Source organism: Citrobacter sp. VF227 (assembly GCF_052950715.1).
The window spans coordinates 1,378,395-1,394,235 of the sequence record NZ_JBRFVF010000001.1 but is presented as its reverse complement, the minus strand read 5'-3'; the positions used below and the strand labels follow the sequence as shown (position 1 = coordinate 1,394,235).

Below are 15,841 nucleotides of genomic sequence, written 5' to 3'. Positions count from 1 at the left end.
AATGAGGTGAGACAAGAGGCATTTTTTTATTTAATTTTAATAACTTACAAGTGTCGTGATTCGGCGACAGTTTAATTTCTTTCGGTAATAAATTGCTATTGAGCGACGGAATGCTTACTCGGATAATTCTCATATCGCCATGATGTTAATGCGGTTAATTTTTCGCGGAATTTAATAATGAAAAGGTTAAAAATGACCAGGTTAATGATGTTAGCACTCGCTCTTACGCCGTTGACGTCGATGGCGGCCTCGCCGCTGGCGTTCAATTTCAGCTGCGCAAGTATTGGTGGTGTGAATAGTGATGGTAAAGGTAATGTCTGGATTGATGGCGCGAAGGCGACGGTGAAGGCTTTCAATGAAAACTATTGGGAGGCGACAAGTGGTAAGAATACCGTTTCTATCTCCCGCAACGATGACGGAAATCCGGATGTATCATGGACTGGACCTAATCGTCAGCACGGGGTTTGCCTGCCGGAGGACAATATTGATTATTCTCCAGCGAAAAAATCGACCAACGCTGGTCCGTCTTACTCCTGCTCTGCTGTTCAAAAGGGAAGTGCGGAAGATATTATTTGCCAGAGCCCATCGCTCTCTGCAATGGACCTGAAATTGAACGAAATTTTTAAACAGGCACTGGCTAAATCGAACAATGATCCGATGTTAAAAGCAGAGCAGCGCGGTTGGATCAAAGGACGCAACGAATGCTGGAAGGAGAAGGATAATGAGCCAGCCTGCATTGCCCGAAGCTATAACGAACGAATGACTGAACTCCACAATAAGTGGGGCGTGAAGTAATTCAGCTGGAGAAAAAAAGAAAGGCCTTGCGGCCTTTCTTTTCAGATATACAACGAGGCTTCACCCATCGGGCGCGTTTTGAAGCGACGGTGGATCCAGAGATACTGTTCGGGGGCGCGCATGATCTCTTTTTCGATAATTTTGTTCATATAGGCCGCTGCCTGGCACTCATCAGCCGGGTAACCTTCCATTTCAGGCGTGATGAACAGGCGATAACCAGAGTTATCTGCTTTTCTCACCATGGTTACGGTCAGCATCGCTGCACCCGACAAACGCGACAGCACGTAGGTACCGTTGGTGGTTGCCACATCTTTGACGGCAAAGAAGGGAGCAAATGAGCTTCCTTTACGGCCGTAGTCCTGATCGGGAGCAAACCATACGGCTTCTCCTTTTTTCAATGCACCGACAATACCGCGCAGATTATTTCTGCCGATCATGGCCTTGTTCGAGCGCATACGACCGCGGGTTTGGATCCACTCCATCAACTTATTGTTGTGCGGGCGATAGGTTGCCATCATCGGTTGGCAAAGCCCCATAACACGACCGCCCAGCTCGAGAGACATAAAGTGTACGCCGACCACCATCACGCCACGGTTGTGCCTCTGCGCACGTTTCAGGTTGTCTAATCCTTCTACATCAAACCATTTGCGAACCCTGCGGTCTGACCAGAACCAGGCCATACCCGTTTCAAGAAGCGCCATGCCGAGTGAGCGAAAATTTTCGTCAACCAGTTTGTCTCTCTCTTCCTGCGACAGATTGGGAAAGCAGAGCTCAAGATTTTTATGGGCAATAGATTCGCGACGTTTTAAAAATGGTCGCGCCAGCGTTCCTGTACGAGTACCAAGAAAACATAATATTGGATAAGGAAGTTGCACCAGTAACCAGAGCACGCCGACACCAAACCACGTGAGCCAATAGCGCGGATGCAAAAACGCGCGTGAAAATTTACATTGGGGGAACATAAGCACCTGTTGTTGATACGGAATAAATGTATCGCGAAGATTCTTTGTCTACAGCGTTACTCTCTGATACTGATCGTTAGGCCGCCATGAACGACATTGGTTCCTGTAAAGAGTGTAAAACTGAGTCAGGACAAAACCACGAGGGGGCATGAATGATCGGACGCACAATGTACACCCGAAGATTAATGTCAGCCAGAAATAATTACTCAAGATTCGTAAATGTTTTTACGGCGATTAAGCGTAAAAATTAACCTATTTATAATTCGTTGTTTTTATGCAGATAAAAAAATCTTTCAGACAGTTGAATAGTGCGCAGGTCAATGATTTTGTAACTAAGATGTTGCTTAAATTGCGCAGAAATGGGACTTGTCTTAGAATATAAAGTTAAGGAAGCGTAAGGACTTACGTTAAGTTTACGGCAGACAGGAGGTATCGCTATGCTCTATTTCTGGATCTTTCTTGTACTAAGCATTTTGGGCGTCAGTTGTTATATCTGGCAGGTTATGGGCGCTGCGGCGTCGATCAGCGCTTTCCTCGGCATGGCCATCCTTGCGGCATTAATTTACATTTTAACTATGCGGTTGACCAATGGTAACGAAATGGTAACCGGATTATTTCTTTTTATTGCTCCTGCATGCGGTTTGATTATTCGCTTCATGGTGGGTTACGGTAAGCAATAATTTTGAATGTTACGATTAGCAATAAATATCACGTTGAGATATTTATTCTTTATCTGAATTTATTGAAGTGCCAGCATCGCTGGCACTTTTTTGCGAGACTGAAATTGATTAGCGGGCATCGGCCAACTGCAGTGATGCTTCCTCTTGCTGAGCATTTTTTCGTTGTTGTTCGAGCTCCAGAGCGCCACGATGAGAGAGGTAGCAGAACAGGATGCAGCAGACAATCCCACCCATCAGCAGATAGAAGCCACCATGCCATCCCATTTTGTCGACCATGACACCAAACAGGCTGGTCCCCAGTGATGCGCCAAAAATGTAACTCATAAATCCGCGTAGTCCTACCGCAGAGCCTACTGCGAAGCTGGGCACGATTTCCATCGTCTGAACGGAAGCGAGGAACTGCGGAACATAAATCAGGCAACCCACGATAGCGGCAAAAATTGTGACCATCAGCAGCGACTCGCTTTTCCAATAGCCGATCAGGCAGACAAAAATCAGCGCCATACAAATCATAGCCAGCGGCATGCGACGGCCTTTAAACAGTTTATCGGTGAGCCAGCCCGCCAGTAATGTGGAAGGAATTGCCGCCCATTCGAAAAACAGAAACGCTATGCTCATTTGCTCTTTGGAGAAATGTTTTTCGGTTAATAAATAAATTGGCAGCCAGCTAATCATGCCAAAACGCACCATATAGACAAAGACGTCTACCAGTGAAACATACCAGGCATTTTTATTCCGCAATACATAAGTACAGAAGATCTGGAAGGCGCTCATATTTTCTGGCGCCTGGTCAGCGTGTCGGGAATTTAATACGACTTTTTCTTCTGGCATCATTTGTTCCAGAGCCGGTAAGCCTTCCTGGCGCGGTGAACCTTTCCCCAGCATCAGCACAATAAAAGCAAACAGTACGGCAACACCGGCCGGGACAATATAGCTGGCGCTTTGCCAGTGTTCACTTCCCAAAATGGCAAAGGCAGCACCCACAATCGGGGCGACAATACCACCGCCAACGTTGTGTGAGATATTCCAGAATGCGCCGACACGTCCACGCTCTTTACGTGGAAACCAGTTAGCGATGGTAATAAATGAGGGGCCAACGCCCATCCCCTGGAACAAACCGTTGAAAACGACCAGAGCGGCAAAAATCCAGAACCCGGTACTGAATCCCAGGCCTACGTTGACGATAGCACACAGTATCAGGCCGCATGCCATGAACACTTTCGGGCTGGCCTTGTCCGCCAGACTGCTCATAACACCTTTACTGATCCCATAGGCAATCAGCATACAGCTGCTGAGTAAACCGATCTGCGTGGCGCTGAGATCCAGATGTTCCTTCAGGTACGGAGTCGAGAGGGTAAAGTTATTGCGCACAATATAGTACGCAAGATAGCCAAGAAATACGCTGAGTAATGCCTGAATGCGGTATCGGCCATAAGTTTCCTGGACTTTCTCCGCCGGGACTTTATTTGCCGCTGTCCCTGCCTTAAATATTGAAAACATATCATCACCTAAATTTTTATTGATGTGAATATCAGGGTTTTTCGCTGGGAAGAGTGGAATAGACGGCAAAGAAACTCAAGTTGATGATATGTGTCACTATTGACACAATTTATGCACGGCATGGCTTATTTTGACTCTTTTTTAATAATGAATTTTAAAGATCATTCTTTTATAGTCGTTTTTATCATCGGTGTGTGCGGATATTAACAAATTCAGGCTGCATTTTCGGGTAATCTTTATGCATGTTGCTACTTTCTGTTTGGTTATTCTGAGAATAACCTTATTCTTCCCCTGTCGTGATAAACGGGTAAATTTTGTCTCAATATTATTTTTTGCACATGTTGGTATTTATGAACGGGATCACAAACAGACTTTTAGGATGGGGGCATTTTTGGGCGATCTCGCTTTGTTTTATGTCACTGTCAGCGAGCTGTCTGGGCCAGAGTAAAGAGCTGGTGATGGCGACAACCTTTTCCCCAGGGGCAACAGCCTGGATTATCCAGCGCTGGCAAACGGAGCCGGGGTCAGTGATGATTCGCACGCTAAACCGGACCAGCAGTTCGCTGGAACAACTGCTGGATAATGCGAATGCGGAAAACGTCGATCTGATTTTGACCTCATCGCCCATGCTGTTGCAGCATCTTCAGGAGCATCAGAAGCTGGCATCTTTCGATAATGTATTGCCGGAAAGTCAGCGGCTGGTGCCTGATTCGATTCGTTCGACCTCCGTGGCTGTGGCGATATCTGGTTTTGGCCTGTTGATAAATCGTTCTGCGCTGGCGGCAAGGCATCTGTCGCCTCCTGCCGACTGGGGAGATTTAACGCAGCCTAAATATCAGAACGCGCTGCTGATGAGTAGCCCGTCGCGTTCCGATACCAATCATCTGATGGTTGAGTCGTTGTTGCAGCAAAAAGGGTGGGAAGAGGGCTGGGCGACGTTGTTGGCCAGCGCCGGTAATCTTGTAACGATTTCATCACGCAGTTTTGGCGTGGCCGATAAAATTAAGAGCGGTTTAGGCGTTGCGGGGCCGGTCATTGATAACTATGCCAACCTGTTGCTTAACGATCCGCACCTGGCTTTTACCTATTTTCCTCGCTCGGCGGTGTCGCCGACCTATGTTGCCGTTCTTAAGAATAGCCAGCACGGCAATGAAGCGCGTCGGTTTATTCGCTATCTGTTAAGCCCGGAAGGACAACGGATCCTTGCGGATGCTAACACGGGTAAATATCCGGTCACGCAGCTCGCGCCAGATAATCCACGTGCCGCTCAGCAGGCTATTTTGATGAACCAGCCTGCGCTTAATTACCGACTGATCCTGAAGCGGCAACAACTGGTGCAGAGGATGTTTGATACTGCCATCAGTTTTCGACTCGCACAGCTGAAGGATGCCTGGCGGGCGCTATACAGTGCGGAAGCGCGCCTGAAACGGCCGCTACCTGAAATAAGAGCACTGCTGACCAGCGTCCCGATAGACGCCAGAAGTAGTGAAGATGAGGCCTGGCTGGCGCAATTTGACAATAAAAGCGTGGCCGAACAGCAGATGATGGAGTGGCAGCTCTGGTTTCTTAACAATCAGCGTCAGGCGATATCCAAACTGGAAGAGTTAAAATGAAAGGTGGCTCGATACTGCAGCGCCTGCGTCAGCTCAGCATCAGCAGCAGCCTGCGAGGCGCGTTTCTGATGGGCGCACTACTGACGCTGAGCGTAAGTTGCGTCAGTTTGTACTCCTGGCATGAGCAGAGCTCGCAGATACGCTATTCGCTCGATGATTACTTCCCACGAGTGCATTCTGCTTTTTTGATTGAAGGGAATCTGAACCTGGTTGTGGATCAACTGAATGAGTTTCTGTTAGCCCCCAACACGACGGTGAGATTGCAACTGCGCAATCAAATTATTGCACACCTGGACAAAATTGAAGGGTTGAGCCGCGGGCTTCAGTCGACAGAACAGCAGCAGCTGGCGGTGATGTTGCAAGATAGTCGGGCGCTGATGGCGGAGCTGGACCGGGTGCTCTACAACATGTTTCTCGTACGCGAAAAAGTCAGCGAACTCTCTGCGCGTATCGACTGGCTCCACGATGATTTTACTACCGAGCTGAATTCGCTGGTGCAGGATTTTACCTGGCAGCAGGGAACGTTGCTGGATCAAATCGAGGCCAAAAACGGCGATGCGGCGCTGTATCTCAAGCGTGCCAGAGAGGTGCAAAACGAGCAGCAACAGGTCTACACCCTGGCAAGAATTGAAAATCAGATCGTGGATGATTTACGCGACAGGCTCAATGAACTGAAGTCGGGTAGTGACGACGGCATGTTGGTGGAGAATCACATCCGCTATCTGGAGAATCTGAAGAAAACGGCGGATGAAAATATCCGTACCCTCGATGACTGGCCCAGCACAATCACCTTGCGGCAAACCATTGATGAGCTGCTGGAAATCGGGATGATGAAAAATAAAATGCCCGATACGATGCGTGATTATGTCGCCGCACAAAAAGCGCTCGTTGATGCCAACCGTGTCCGAGAAGCAACGCTCGGGCGCTTTCGAACGCTGCTTGAGGCGCAGTTGGGAAGCAGCCATCAGCAAATGCAGATGTTTAACCAACGGCTGGAACAAATTGTTCGTGTCAGCGGGGGACTTATTCTACTGGCGACGCTGCTGGCGCTACTTCTTGCCTGGGGGCTTAACCACTATTTTATTCGTTCACGTCTGGTGAAGCGTTTTACCGCGCTCAACCAGGCTGTGGTGCAAATTGGCCTTGGCAGAACGGATGCCACTATCCCGGTTTATGGGCGCGATGAGCTGGGGTGTATCGCAAGATTGCTGCGCCATACTCTGGGTCAGTTGAGTGCGCAGAAAAATCAGCTTGAGCTGGAGGTGGCAGAGCGCAAGGAGATTGAGTCCGATCTCCGGGCAACGCAGGATGAACTGATCCAGACGGCAAAATTGGCGGTGGTTGGCCAGACCATGACCACGCTGGCACACGAGATTAACCAACCGCTGAACGCGCTGTCGATGTACCTGTTTACGGCGGGAAGGGCAATTGAACAAGGGCAATCCGTTCAGGCCAGAAGTACATTAACCAAAGCTGAGGGGCTGGTTACCCGTATTGACGCCATTATCCGCTCACTGCGTCAGTTTGCTCGTCGGGCCGAACCGGGCGCACCTTTGCATCCGGTCGATCTCCGACAAACATTCAGCGCTGCCTGGGAACTGTTGGCCATGCGACATAAGCCGCAGCAGGGTACGCTGACGCTTCCCGACCACAGCGTATGGGTGACAGGTGATGAAGTGCGTATTCAGCAGGTGCTGGTAAACGTACTGGCAAATGCGCTGGACGCCTGCCCAACTGCCGCACAAATAGAGGTCTACTGGCAGGCTGAGGGTAGCCGATTGTGCGTCTTTGTCAGTGATAACGGTCCCGGCTGGCCTGAGGCATTATTGCCATCGCTGTTAAAGCCGTTTACTACCAGTAAGGATGTGGGTCTCGGTATCGGCTTATCGATTTGTGTATCGTTAATGGGGCAAATGAATGGCGAGCTGCGCCTTGCGTCGACACTGGGGCGTAATGCCTGCGTCGTTCTGCAATTTAATCTGACGGATGTAAACGATGTTGAGTGATGAATATTCTGTTCTGTTGATTGATGATGATGCCGATGTTCTCGACGCTTACACGCTGTTGCTTGAACAGGAGGGGTATCGTGTCTACGCATGCAGTAATCCTTTTGATGCCCGAAACTGGCTGCAGGCTGACTGGCCGGGGATTGTTCTGAGTGATGTATGTATGCCCGGGTGCAATGGGATCGATCTGATGACGCTGTTCCATCAGGATGATAATCAGCTGCCAATCCTGCTTATTACCGGGCATGGCGACGTTCCGATGGCGGTGGAAGCCGTAAAGAAAGGCGCATGGGACTTTCTGCAAAAGCCGGTCGATCCCGGCAAACTGCTGTCGCTGGTTGATGATGCGCTGCGTCAGAGAAAATCCGTGATTGCTCGTCGCCATTATTGCCAACAAAAGCTCCAGGTGGAATTGCTCGGTTACAGTGACTGGGTTAATCAGTATCGTCGGCGCCTGCAGCAACTGGCGGAAACGGATATCGCCGTCTGGTTTTATGGCGAGCCGGGAACGGGGCGCATGACCGGAGCCCGTTATTTGCATCAGTTTGGACGTAGCGCGGAGGGACCGTTCATCCGCGGTGAACTGACGCCCGGGAATACGGGACAACTCAATGACCTTATTGCACAGGCGCAAGGAGGAACGCTGGTTCTCAGCCATATTGAGTGCCTGACGAGCGAACAGCAGCACCATCTGGTGCACTTGCAAAGCCTGGAGCGGCGCCCGTTTCGTCTGATAGGCATTGGCGGCGCATCGTTGGTGGAACTGGCAGCAACCAATCAAATTGCGGCTGAACTTTATTACTGTTTCGCGATGACACAGATTGGTTGCCTGCCGCTGTCTCAGCGACCGGATGATATTGAGCCGCTGTTTCGTCACTATCTGCAGAAAGCCTGTCTGCGCCTGAACCATCCCGTGCCCGACGTTGAAGGCGATTTATTGAAAGGCATGCGGCGTCGCGTGTGGTTAAGTAATGTCCGGGAACTGGCGAATGCCGCTGAACTTTTTGCCGTTGGGCTACTTCCGCTGGCTGAAACCGCGAATCCGCAATTGCATTTGCTGGAACCGACACCGCTCGATCGTCGGGTTGAAGAGTACGAGCGACAGATCATTACTGAAGCGCTGAATATTCACCAGGGGCGAATTAATGAAGTAGCGGAGTATTTACAAATCCCGCGTAAAAAACTGTATTTACGCATGAGAAAATACGGGCTGAGCAAAGAGCACTACAAGTTTTAGTCGACAGTGTCAGGGGATAAGTGACGTCGATAGTATTTCGGTGGCGGCGTTGGCGTTCACCGAAATACATAACGAATATCTGTTTTTTTCTTACCACATTAAATCATCAGGGATGACGAAATCAGCATATGGATCGTCTTCGTCCTTCGCTTCCTGACTCAGCTCGCAATTTAAAACAATATAGCTTGCGTCACGCTGTGCAATCTTGTCGGCAACGACAGCCGGAATGATGGCGTATTCGCTCTCGCTGCCGTTTTCCGCCGTCAGTCGGGCTATGGCCAGACGGCCTTTAATCAGCTGAGACTGCGTCACTTTATCAACATAGACTTTTTTGATCAGATTATTATCAGTGAAGTTGTACCCAATATCGCCACTGGTAATGGTGATTTTGTTCATCTCAATCAGTTGCTTGATCTGCGCTTTATACTCTTTAGATTGAACGGCTTGCTTCTGCTGCTCACTGAGCTGTTTGTCGCGCTCAATTTGCGCTTTTTTATTCTCTTCAACCGCTTCTCTGGCTTCACGAGCCTGAACGCGTGACTTCTTCGCCGTTCTTTGCACTTTGGCCATTTTTTTGCTGCTGACCAGACCTGCTTTAAGCATCTGTTCTTGTAGGGTAAGTTTTGTCATTGTCGCTTCTAATCCAATAAAATCGTTGTAAGGATTATAACCTTAACGTTCGACGGGATGCCAGAATGGGGAAACGTTCTCCAGATAGCCCACGGATTCACTCCGTGGGTAGTTTATTTACCAGATGAGAGATAGTCTCCTGGTGCTGTCCCCATAACACGTTTAAATGCCTGATAGAATCCAGATAATGATTCATATCCTACTCTGCTGTAAATGACCTCATTTTTTATACCTCTTCTGAGCAGGTTTAATGATACATAAATCCTTAATTTGCTTAATACCTGGTTCGGTGTGTAGCTTGTCGCTTTCAATATACGGCGAATAAATGACGAACGCGACATATAGGTGAAGCGAGCCATATCATCCAGCGACCATGAATACTGTGGGTTGTCTATTATTGCAATGATTAATTTGGCTAAGGCTTCATCATTTGCCGCATTCAAGAGGTTTACGTCAATATCATATAAGGAAGAGGATTCGCTAATGACATAATGCAATATAGCATCGGTCAGGTGCGCAATAATGCAATTATTTTCATCGGCAGATGCGTTTACTTCAGTCAGTAGTAACTCAAAGAGAGTGTGTATTTTATTGCTGACGTCGTCTTTTTGTTTGATCACAAAAATGTCCGGAAGTAAGGCAAATAGCAATTGGCTAGCGATAGATCTGGGTTGGATGAAACCACAAAGCAGATCGGTGGATTCTGAAGATGATTCTTCAATCTTACTCATCTGTTTACGTGGTAAATCATCAAGACTTGTATCAGGAGATGAGGCCAGAAAAAAAGGAAAATTATTAAAAAAGAAGAGAATATCTCCCTTTTCCAGTTTGATACGTGGTTGTTGGTTAAGTAAATCCAGCCAGCACTCCCCGCTCAGGACGATATGAAAACTCGGTTCACCATAGGAGTATGTTGATGCTTTCCATTCGCTACAATACCTGCCGAGGTGGAAGACGGATGTTTTTGCTTCTCCACCCTTAAGAAGCCAGCCAGAAGTATTCATGTTTTCCCCAATATTGTCATTAATAGACTGATTTTGAAACGATGGCGTATAGATAGTTGCCATTGGTGACTATAATATTTGTTAATTAAAATACACATTGCAGGAGAGGATAGTGTTTTTGATCTTTACTAAAGATATTATGTTGTTACAGGCTATTTACCATCTTTTTAAAAATGATGTGATCATTCATGTCCAGCATGCACATGAGCTATGTGCTTTAGAAAATCATAATGCGAAAGTGATCATTGATACATTAAATAACAATATTTTCCATACTCGATTAGCGTATCAATTAGAGAAAATTAAGCCTTCAAAAATTTATATACTTTCACCGTTTAGAATCAAACGGTGCTTCGGTGATATCCCCGTTTTTTTTGTTAATCGAAACGTTTCGCTGAATGGCTTCATTACTTTGCTAAATTGCAATGAAAATAATGCTATCACTCCGGAATTATCGCTTTCTCGCCGACAGCATCAGATTCTTACTTATATTCTGCAGCAAAAGTCATGTTCTTCAATTGCTGAGCGAATGCACATCTCATTGAAGACCTATAATTGCCATAAGTATAATATAATGTTGTTGCTTAAACTCAGAAAAATGAGTGACTTAGTACGACATAAGATTTCATGTTATCTATTGTGAAAAGGTATCGTAGGTCATTGTTCAAGACCAGAATTAAGTTGTTAAAGTGCAGAGGAGGGCAAATATTATATAACACAGTCTTCAAAATATGTAGCTCTTAGTTTAATAGTTAAATCCTATTTTCGATGTAGAAATAATTAATGATAAATAATGTTACTATCGCATTTAATATAATTAATACCTGAATAGTAGCTATACGACAGAAACCTCTTTAATAGCAGGGTTTTCTTTAAGTGAAGAAAGAATCTGATTCACCGAGGTTGCGTCCGTATACTCAATGTTTGCCGTGAGAACATGAGAGTCGGATGTATCATTAGCCAGTGAACGCAGTTGGATGCGATATCCCTGTTCATTAAGCGAGGTCAGAACAACTTGCGCAGTCCCGGCTGCAATACGCATACGTAGTTGTAGATGGCGATTTAAAAAGCGGTAGGTAAGCTGACGGAAAAACTCCAGCACAATGAGCGCCATAATCGTACCTATGATGCCAACTTCATACATTCCACTGCCGATAACCAAACCTATTGCTGCGGTGACCCACACATCCGCAGCTGTTGTTAATCCTCTGATGGTTTGTTTTTGTACCAGAATATTCCCCGCACCGAGAAATCCTACGCCAGTGACAACCTGAGCTGCGATTCTGCTGGGATCTAATCCTATATGGGTATGTTCAATAACATCATAGAAACCGTATTTAGAAACGATCATGAACATGGCACTGCCAATACCAATCAAGATATGTGTGCGTACACCTGCTTCTTTAGCGCGAATTTGACGCTCCAGACCAATTACGCCGCCGAGCAGACTGGCTAATATAAGTCGGAAAAGAAATTCTTCAGTCATAATGATTCTCTCATTGATTCAGGAGTGACGATGCTCTGGCATAAATTCTTTATTCGGCACCAGGAATAACCATGATGAAATAACAAATGGCATGGTTAATGTTGGTATACCAAAAGGCATTAAAAGCACATTCATGGCAGCCTGAATAAAAACTGTAAAAATGATACCTGAGATAGTATAAATAAATACTCGCCAGCCAGGTTGATTAAATACTGTACCCAGGGCAACTGATGTCAACACGGCACTAAAGGCATACAGTCCTGTAGAAATGTCATGAGCATTAGCACCCAGATAATACGCAAGCAGTGTCGCGATTAGAGAGCCGACGATGGCATAGCAGGCGCATACAACAGAATCTACTGCCAGACCTGCAATGAAGAATAAACTAGCAAGAATCCCTGGAAACAAAAATACCTGTGATATCCCATGTAGGGTGCCGTCGATAAAAAAGCTAAGAGAGTAATCGCCAGGCGTTGTTGGGATATAATGTTGGGATAACTCTGGGGAGGGTAAACCCGAACCATAGATATTATGAAATGCATAGCTGGCCAGTAGAATGACCCATGTTGTTAGCACAAACGGCGCTGTTAACGCAGCAACTTTCCACGTTTTTAAAATATCGGCAATGCAAACCGTAGCAATAACTGATACGACACTACCAACGATCAGGCAGAACCACATTAACGGCGTTGCAGTGATAAACACAGGAATAGCAATGCCGACCAGACAGCCATTATAACTATAGAGGCCATCCCGCCAACCTTTTACATCATGAGTTATGGCTCCCGTAATTGAAGCCAGGACAGTTCCAATTACGCACCCCCATGCAGCCAATGGATTATTATTGCTATAAGCAGCGATAAATATAGCAATAAAAAACAATAACCCAGTGATGGGATTGTTTTGAAACATTACCTGAGCACAACCACGTAATGATATATCAATAATTTTGAGAATGTAGTGCTTATCAATATTATTTTTCCATAATACTGGGATTGAGTGTGTTATCATCATTATTTACCAGCGTAAAAGTAATAAGGAGGTATTATTGTTTCCAGATAAATGGGGGCGGTAACTCTGCATTCAGAACGACTTTTCTGGTCATGGCCCACACTTTACGGATATGTTTTTTAATAATACTACTGTCATTAGCTAATATCTTAAATATAAGGCCGGATTCGGCGGGAAGTGTTGACATTCCGTAGCAATAATCTTTGCCATAATAAGCTTTGAAGGCCGCCTGAATGGATGATATGTTTTCTACTGGAGTTAATATAAAAATAGTGCCGATAATTTGAAAACCTCCCATTACCCCGAGTTCAGTCATGGGATGCTCCTTGGGTTTCAGCACAATCTGTTCTTTGAAAACAATATTTCCAGACTCATCTTTTGCAGATACTGTTGAGGAATAATAATCAAAACCATTTAGCTCATTTTCATGATGGTAACGACGTCCCGGTATAATAACTTCGGAATAAATAAGTGTTGCGTTTCTTTTATAATCGATGACGGTATCGTTAAAAAATCTTGCATTGCGATGTAGGATTAAAGGATCGGGTAGGTATTCCAGATAGGAATTATCGTGTAGTTGGATGAATTGAATCTGCGCTCCATAGTTTTTATCCATCGAGTGTACTTTGGTTGCTGATTGAGTGTTAACGCTGGCGAAAGCATTTTCACCCACGTTGATGGATAACACCATGCGATCCCCCTGCAGCACACAGCCTGAAGTCGATATCATGGTCACGCAGGGAAGATCCGGCAGTGCCTCATCATGATACAATGCCTTTTGCGCAAATAATGGGGTTCGCTTTTCCATACGATGAAGAATGCTTTTTCTCCCGGTACGCGTAAAACCCAGGTACAAAAAACCATCTTTACCGATTGCCCCACTGGGCATTTGCTCCGGCTCCTGACGATACTCTATGGGGATTTGCGTGTCCCAACGTTTCCGGCTCTTCTCTACCTGGTCATTTATATTCTGTGAATGCGTCATCTTGTTTTCCTTCAATAGTGTGACCAAATAAAAAATCGCGTTCAATCATGTCCACAAGCTGCTCAATACCTTCGCCTGTTTTACAGTTAGTTAAAATATAAGGGCGATTGTTTCTGACATAACGGGTATCCGCTTCCATTACTTCCAGACTGGCACCTACATAGGGCGCTAGATCAATTTTATTGATGATTAAAATATCAGCCTGAACCAGGCCTGGGCCATTTTTACGTGGGATTTTTTCGCCTTCAGCTACGTCAATGACATAAATATAAAAATCAGCCAATGCAGGACTGAAAGTGAGGGTAAGGTTATCGCCACCGCTTTCAATCATAATTAAATCGCTATCCGGGAATTTATCTTCCATTTCTTCCACAGCAGCAATATTCATACTGGGATCTTCGCGCACAGCAGTGTGTGGACATGCCCCAGTTTCAACGCCAATGATTTTTTCTTCTGCTAATATTCCTTTTAGTGTTCTTTTAACCTGCTTTGCATCCTCCGTTGTGACAACATCATTGGTCACAATCAGAGGTTTATATCCCCGACGAATAAGAACAGGAGTAATAACCTCAATAATGGCCGTTTTTCCTGAACCTACGGGACCACCAATGCCAATTCGGGTAATTTTTTTCATTTCTAACCTCAGTTAATTCATAAATAAACGTACATGGGCATCGACATGAACAGCAGCCAGAATGTCGATCACCGGAGAAAAAGAAGACATTTCTTCCGGTCGGGTGTTGAGCGCCATTTCAGCGTAATCAGGAAAAAGTGACGTGACTTCGGCCAGAATTTTTTGGCTATCCAGATGCGTGATCCGCATCAGTCTTTGCGCGGCACTGAGAATAGTCATTGCTACGCCATAAAAATGCATGGCCAGCATCGCATCTTCATCAAGATCCAAATGGCTCATGAGTAGCCCATGGGAAACAGGGTAGGTGCCAATAACCGTTCCCTGGCGAATTTGCTCAAGCCACCAGTTAAATACCGGATCATGGTAAATAGCTGTCGAAAGCTCAGTTAATTTTTTCCCCATTCTTTGGGTCATCACTCGGGATTCTGGTGATAGTTTTCTACTGATCACATCCTTATCAATTGAGATAAGATCATTTAACCTGTTACTGCGGCAGGCGCGCAGGGTTTGTATTTGTGCGACAGCATCGCACTTAGCGGCCTGCAATAAGGCGGTACAAACATATTGTTTGAGGGTTTGCCGATCGTAGACAATACCGCAAGAAATGGCAGATTCAACTCCACAGGAAAAGGTAAATGCCCCAACAGGAAGAACTGAATCGCCAAATTGCAGTATCCGAGCGATATTAAGTAACCTATGTGAACTCTCTTGCATGATCGGCAACCTCATTACGTTAGTGGTCAATGTGTACATGCGTATGTGCTTCTTCCGCGCCACCAAAAAGAAGTCGGGATTCAGACGGCGTTAAGAGCGGGATGACTTTTTCACCTTCCGTAAAATAGTATTGCCCTTCAATGTAACCATGAGATTTCATGACTGAAGCCAACATTTTGTCGGCTACAACAATAGGAATAAAAACACAGTATCCTTTTATAACAGCTTTCCAGTGCTGATTTCCTAAGGCGTGACCTAGTTCAAACGCTCGAGTCAGAAGGTCGGTGATTTTCTCCACGCCAAATAATCCAAGATCGACAACCATCACGCGTCGTAGCTGTATTTTTACCGTAAGTAAATATCGATTGGTTTTATCATACAAAAGAATATCACCATCATTAAGACGGATATGACGATCAAGCGATAAACCAATATCGTAGCCGAGTTGACTTTTTTTACGGCAACGGCTTTTTTGTGCTTCCCATTGCTCCAGTATCAGTACATCATGGTTGATACCTTCAGTGGATAGATCAGGTTCGCCGCAGGAATTTATATTTCCGAGGGTTTTTTCGATTAAATACATA

16 protein-coding genes are annotated in these 15,841 nt (G+C 45.9%); 6 read left to right on the top strand and 10 right to left on the bottom strand.

All coding sequences use genetic code 11. The features are described from left to right. Positions 1–177 precede the first annotated feature (177 nt). The gene (locus ACU8YC_RS06820; RefSeq protein ID WP_151217558.1) at positions 178–795 is read left to right on the top strand and encodes a lysozyme inhibitor LprI family protein; all 618 of its coding nucleotides are present in this window, start codon (positions 178–180) and stop codon (positions 793–795) included. 41 nt (positions 796–836) lie between these two features. On the opposite strand, the gene lpxP is transcribed toward ACU8YC_RS06820, so the two are convergent. Beyond that, entirely contained in the window at positions 837–1,757 is a 921-nt protein-coding gene (gene lpxP, locus ACU8YC_RS06815) for a kdo(2)-lipid IV(A) palmitoleoyltransferase (RefSeq protein ID WP_187253509.1), read from the bottom strand. Between the two features lie 437 nt (positions 1,758–2,194). On the opposite strand from lpxP, the gene ACU8YC_RS06810 reads away from it, so the two are divergent. Beyond that, entirely contained in the window at positions 2,195–2,437 is a 243-nt protein-coding gene (locus tag ACU8YC_RS06810) for a DUF2545 family protein (protein WP_151217556.1), read from the top strand. A 108-nt stretch (positions 2,438–2,545) separates the two neighbouring features. Here the strand turns inward: ACU8YC_RS06810 and pgtP are convergent, their stop codons facing one another. Further along, positions 2,546–3,937, bottom strand: a complete 1,392-nt coding sequence (pgtP, locus tag ACU8YC_RS06805) for a phosphoglycerate transporter PgtP (protein WP_286538893.1) — start codon at positions 3,935–3,937, stop codon at positions 2,546–2,548. Positions 3,938–4,350: 413 nt separating this feature from the next. Here pgtP and pgtC point away from each other — a divergent pair, with 413 nt between their 5' ends. The 3 genes from pgtC to pgtA are packed head-to-tail and all read left to right on the top strand — an operon-like array spanning position 4,351 to position 8,793. Further along, a complete protein-coding gene (gene pgtC / locus ACU8YC_RS06800; RefSeq protein ID WP_286538894.1) occupies positions 4,351–5,550 on the top strand; it encodes a phosphoglycerate transport regulator PgtC in 1,200 nt (399 codons plus the stop codon). 11 nt (positions 5,551–5,561) lie between these two features. Continuing rightward, positions 5,562–7,556: a two-component system sensor histidine kinase PgtB gene (gene pgtB, locus ACU8YC_RS06795; RefSeq protein WP_446895171.1), complete on the top strand. Its 1,995-nt coding sequence runs from the start codon at positions 5,562–5,564 to the stop codon at positions 7,554–7,556. Beyond that, a complete protein-coding gene (gene pgtA, locus ACU8YC_RS06790) occupies positions 7,546–8,793 on the top strand; it encodes a two-component system response regulator PgtA (RefSeq protein ID WP_151224058.1) in 1,248 nt (415 codons plus the stop codon). Before pgtB ends, pgtA begins: the two co-directional genes overlap by 11 nt. 90 nt (positions 8,794–8,883) lie before the next feature. Here the strand turns inward: pgtA and ACU8YC_RS06785 are convergent, their stop codons facing one another. Beyond that, on the bottom strand, positions 8,884–9,423 hold the full coding sequence (locus ACU8YC_RS06785) for a DUF2058 domain-containing protein (protein WP_187253506.1): 540 nt from the start codon (positions 9,421–9,423) through the stop codon (positions 8,884–8,886). A 113-nt stretch (positions 9,424–9,536) separates the two neighbouring features. Further along, on the bottom strand, positions 9,537–10,427 hold the full coding sequence (locus ACU8YC_RS06780; RefSeq protein WP_446895138.1) for a cupin domain-containing protein: 891 nt from the start codon (positions 10,425–10,427) through the stop codon (positions 9,537–9,539). A 139-nt stretch (positions 10,428–10,566) separates the two neighbouring features. Here ACU8YC_RS06780 and ACU8YC_RS06775 point away from each other — a divergent pair, with 139 nt between their 5' ends. After that, positions 10,567–11,070 (top strand): helix-turn-helix domain-containing protein, encoded by a 504-nt coding sequence (locus ACU8YC_RS06775; protein ID WP_370608136.1) that lies wholly within the window; start codon positions 10,567–10,569, stop codon positions 11,068–11,070. A gap of 192 nt (positions 11,071–11,262) precedes the next feature. Here ACU8YC_RS06775 and ACU8YC_RS06770 read toward each other — a convergent pair whose 3' ends face one another. Genes ACU8YC_RS06770 through ureE form a run of 6 tightly spaced genes read right to left on the bottom strand, consistent with a single transcriptional unit; the run spans position 11,263 to position 15,840 of the window. Continuing rightward, positions 11,263–11,913 carry an MgtC/SapB family protein gene (locus ACU8YC_RS06770; RefSeq protein WP_151217543.1) on the bottom strand — a complete coding sequence of 217 codons (651 nt, stop codon included), beginning with the start codon at positions 11,911–11,913 and terminating at the stop codon, positions 11,263–11,265. Positions 11,914–11,931: 18 nt separating this feature from the next. Then, complete coding sequence (gene yut / locus ACU8YC_RS06765) at positions 11,932–12,924, bottom strand: urea transporter (protein WP_446895170.1); 993 nt, start codon at positions 12,922–12,924, stop codon at positions 11,932–11,934. A gap of 34 nt (positions 12,925–12,958) precedes the next feature. After that, positions 12,959–13,909 carry an urease accessory protein UreD gene (locus ACU8YC_RS06760; protein WP_446895137.1) on the bottom strand — a complete coding sequence of 317 codons (951 nt, stop codon included), beginning with the start codon at positions 13,907–13,909 and terminating at the stop codon, positions 12,959–12,961. Next, positions 13,884–14,543, bottom strand: a complete 660-nt coding sequence (ureG, locus tag ACU8YC_RS06755) for an urease accessory protein UreG (RefSeq protein ID WP_151217540.1) — start codon at positions 14,541–14,543, stop codon at positions 13,884–13,886. Before ureG ends, ACU8YC_RS06760 begins: the two co-directional genes overlap by 26 nt. A 12-nt stretch (positions 14,544–14,555) precedes the next feature. Next, on the bottom strand, positions 14,556–15,257 hold the full coding sequence (locus ACU8YC_RS06750) for an urease accessory protein UreF (RefSeq protein ID WP_187253501.1): 702 nt from the start codon (positions 15,255–15,257) through the stop codon (positions 14,556–14,558). A gap of 19 nt (positions 15,258–15,276) precedes the next feature. After that, positions 15,277–15,840, bottom strand: a complete 564-nt coding sequence (ureE, locus tag ACU8YC_RS06745; protein WP_151217538.1) for an urease accessory protein UreE — start codon at positions 15,838–15,840, stop codon at positions 15,277–15,279. Position 15,841 lies beyond the last annotated feature (1 nt).

Excerpts from the sequence above, each read along its gene's own strand:
- ureG (WP_151217540.1), bottom strand. The coding sequence starts at position 14,543 with ATGAAAAAAATTACCCGAATTGGCATTGGTGGTCCCGTAGGTTCAGGA.
- pgtC (WP_286538894.1), top strand. The coding sequence starts at position 4,351 with ATGTCACTGTCAGCGAGCTGTCTGGGCCAGAGTAAAGAGCTGGTGATG.
- ACU8YC_RS06760 (WP_446895137.1), bottom strand. The coding sequence starts at position 13,909 with ATGACGCATTCACAGAATATAAATGACCAGGTAGAGAAGAGCCGGAAA.
- ureE (WP_151217538.1), bottom strand. The coding sequence starts at position 15,840 with ATGTATTTAATCGAAAAAACCCTCGGAAATATAAATTCCTGCGGCGAA.
- ACU8YC_RS06820 (WP_151217558.1), top strand. The coding sequence starts at position 178 with ATGAAAAGGTTAAAAATGACCAGGTTAATGATGTTAGCACTCGCTCTT.
- pgtP (WP_286538893.1), bottom strand. The coding sequence starts at position 3,937 with ATGTTTTCAATATTTAAGGCAGGGACAGCGGCAAATAAAGTCCCGGCG.
- lpxP (WP_187253509.1), bottom strand. The coding sequence starts at position 1,757 with ATGTTCCCCCAATGTAAATTTTCACGCGCGTTTTTGCATCCGCGCTAT.
- ACU8YC_RS06810 (WP_151217556.1), top strand. The coding sequence starts at position 2,195 with ATGCTCTATTTCTGGATCTTTCTTGTACTAAGCATTTTGGGCGTCAGT.
- pgtA (WP_151224058.1), top strand. The coding sequence starts at position 7,546 with ATGTTGAGTGATGAATATTCTGTTCTGTTGATTGATGATGATGCCGAT.
- ACU8YC_RS06785 (WP_187253506.1), bottom strand. The coding sequence starts at position 9,423 with ATGACAAAACTTACCCTACAAGAACAGATGCTTAAAGCAGGTCTGGTC.
- ACU8YC_RS06780 (WP_446895138.1), bottom strand. The coding sequence starts at position 10,427 with ATGAATACTTCTGGCTGGCTTCTTAAGGGTGGAGAAGCAAAAACATCC.
- ACU8YC_RS06775 (WP_370608136.1), top strand. The coding sequence starts at position 10,567 with ATGTTGTTACAGGCTATTTACCATCTTTTTAAAAATGATGTGATCATT.
- ACU8YC_RS06770 (WP_151217543.1), bottom strand. The coding sequence starts at position 11,913 with ATGACTGAAGAATTTCTTTTCCGACTTATATTAGCCAGTCTGCTCGGC.
- ACU8YC_RS06750 (WP_187253501.1), bottom strand. The coding sequence starts at position 15,257 with ATGCAAGAGAGTTCACATAGGTTACTTAATATCGCTCGGATACTGCAA.
- yut (WP_446895170.1), bottom strand. The coding sequence starts at position 12,924 with ATGATAACACACTCAATCCCAGTATTATGGAAAAATAATATTGATAAG.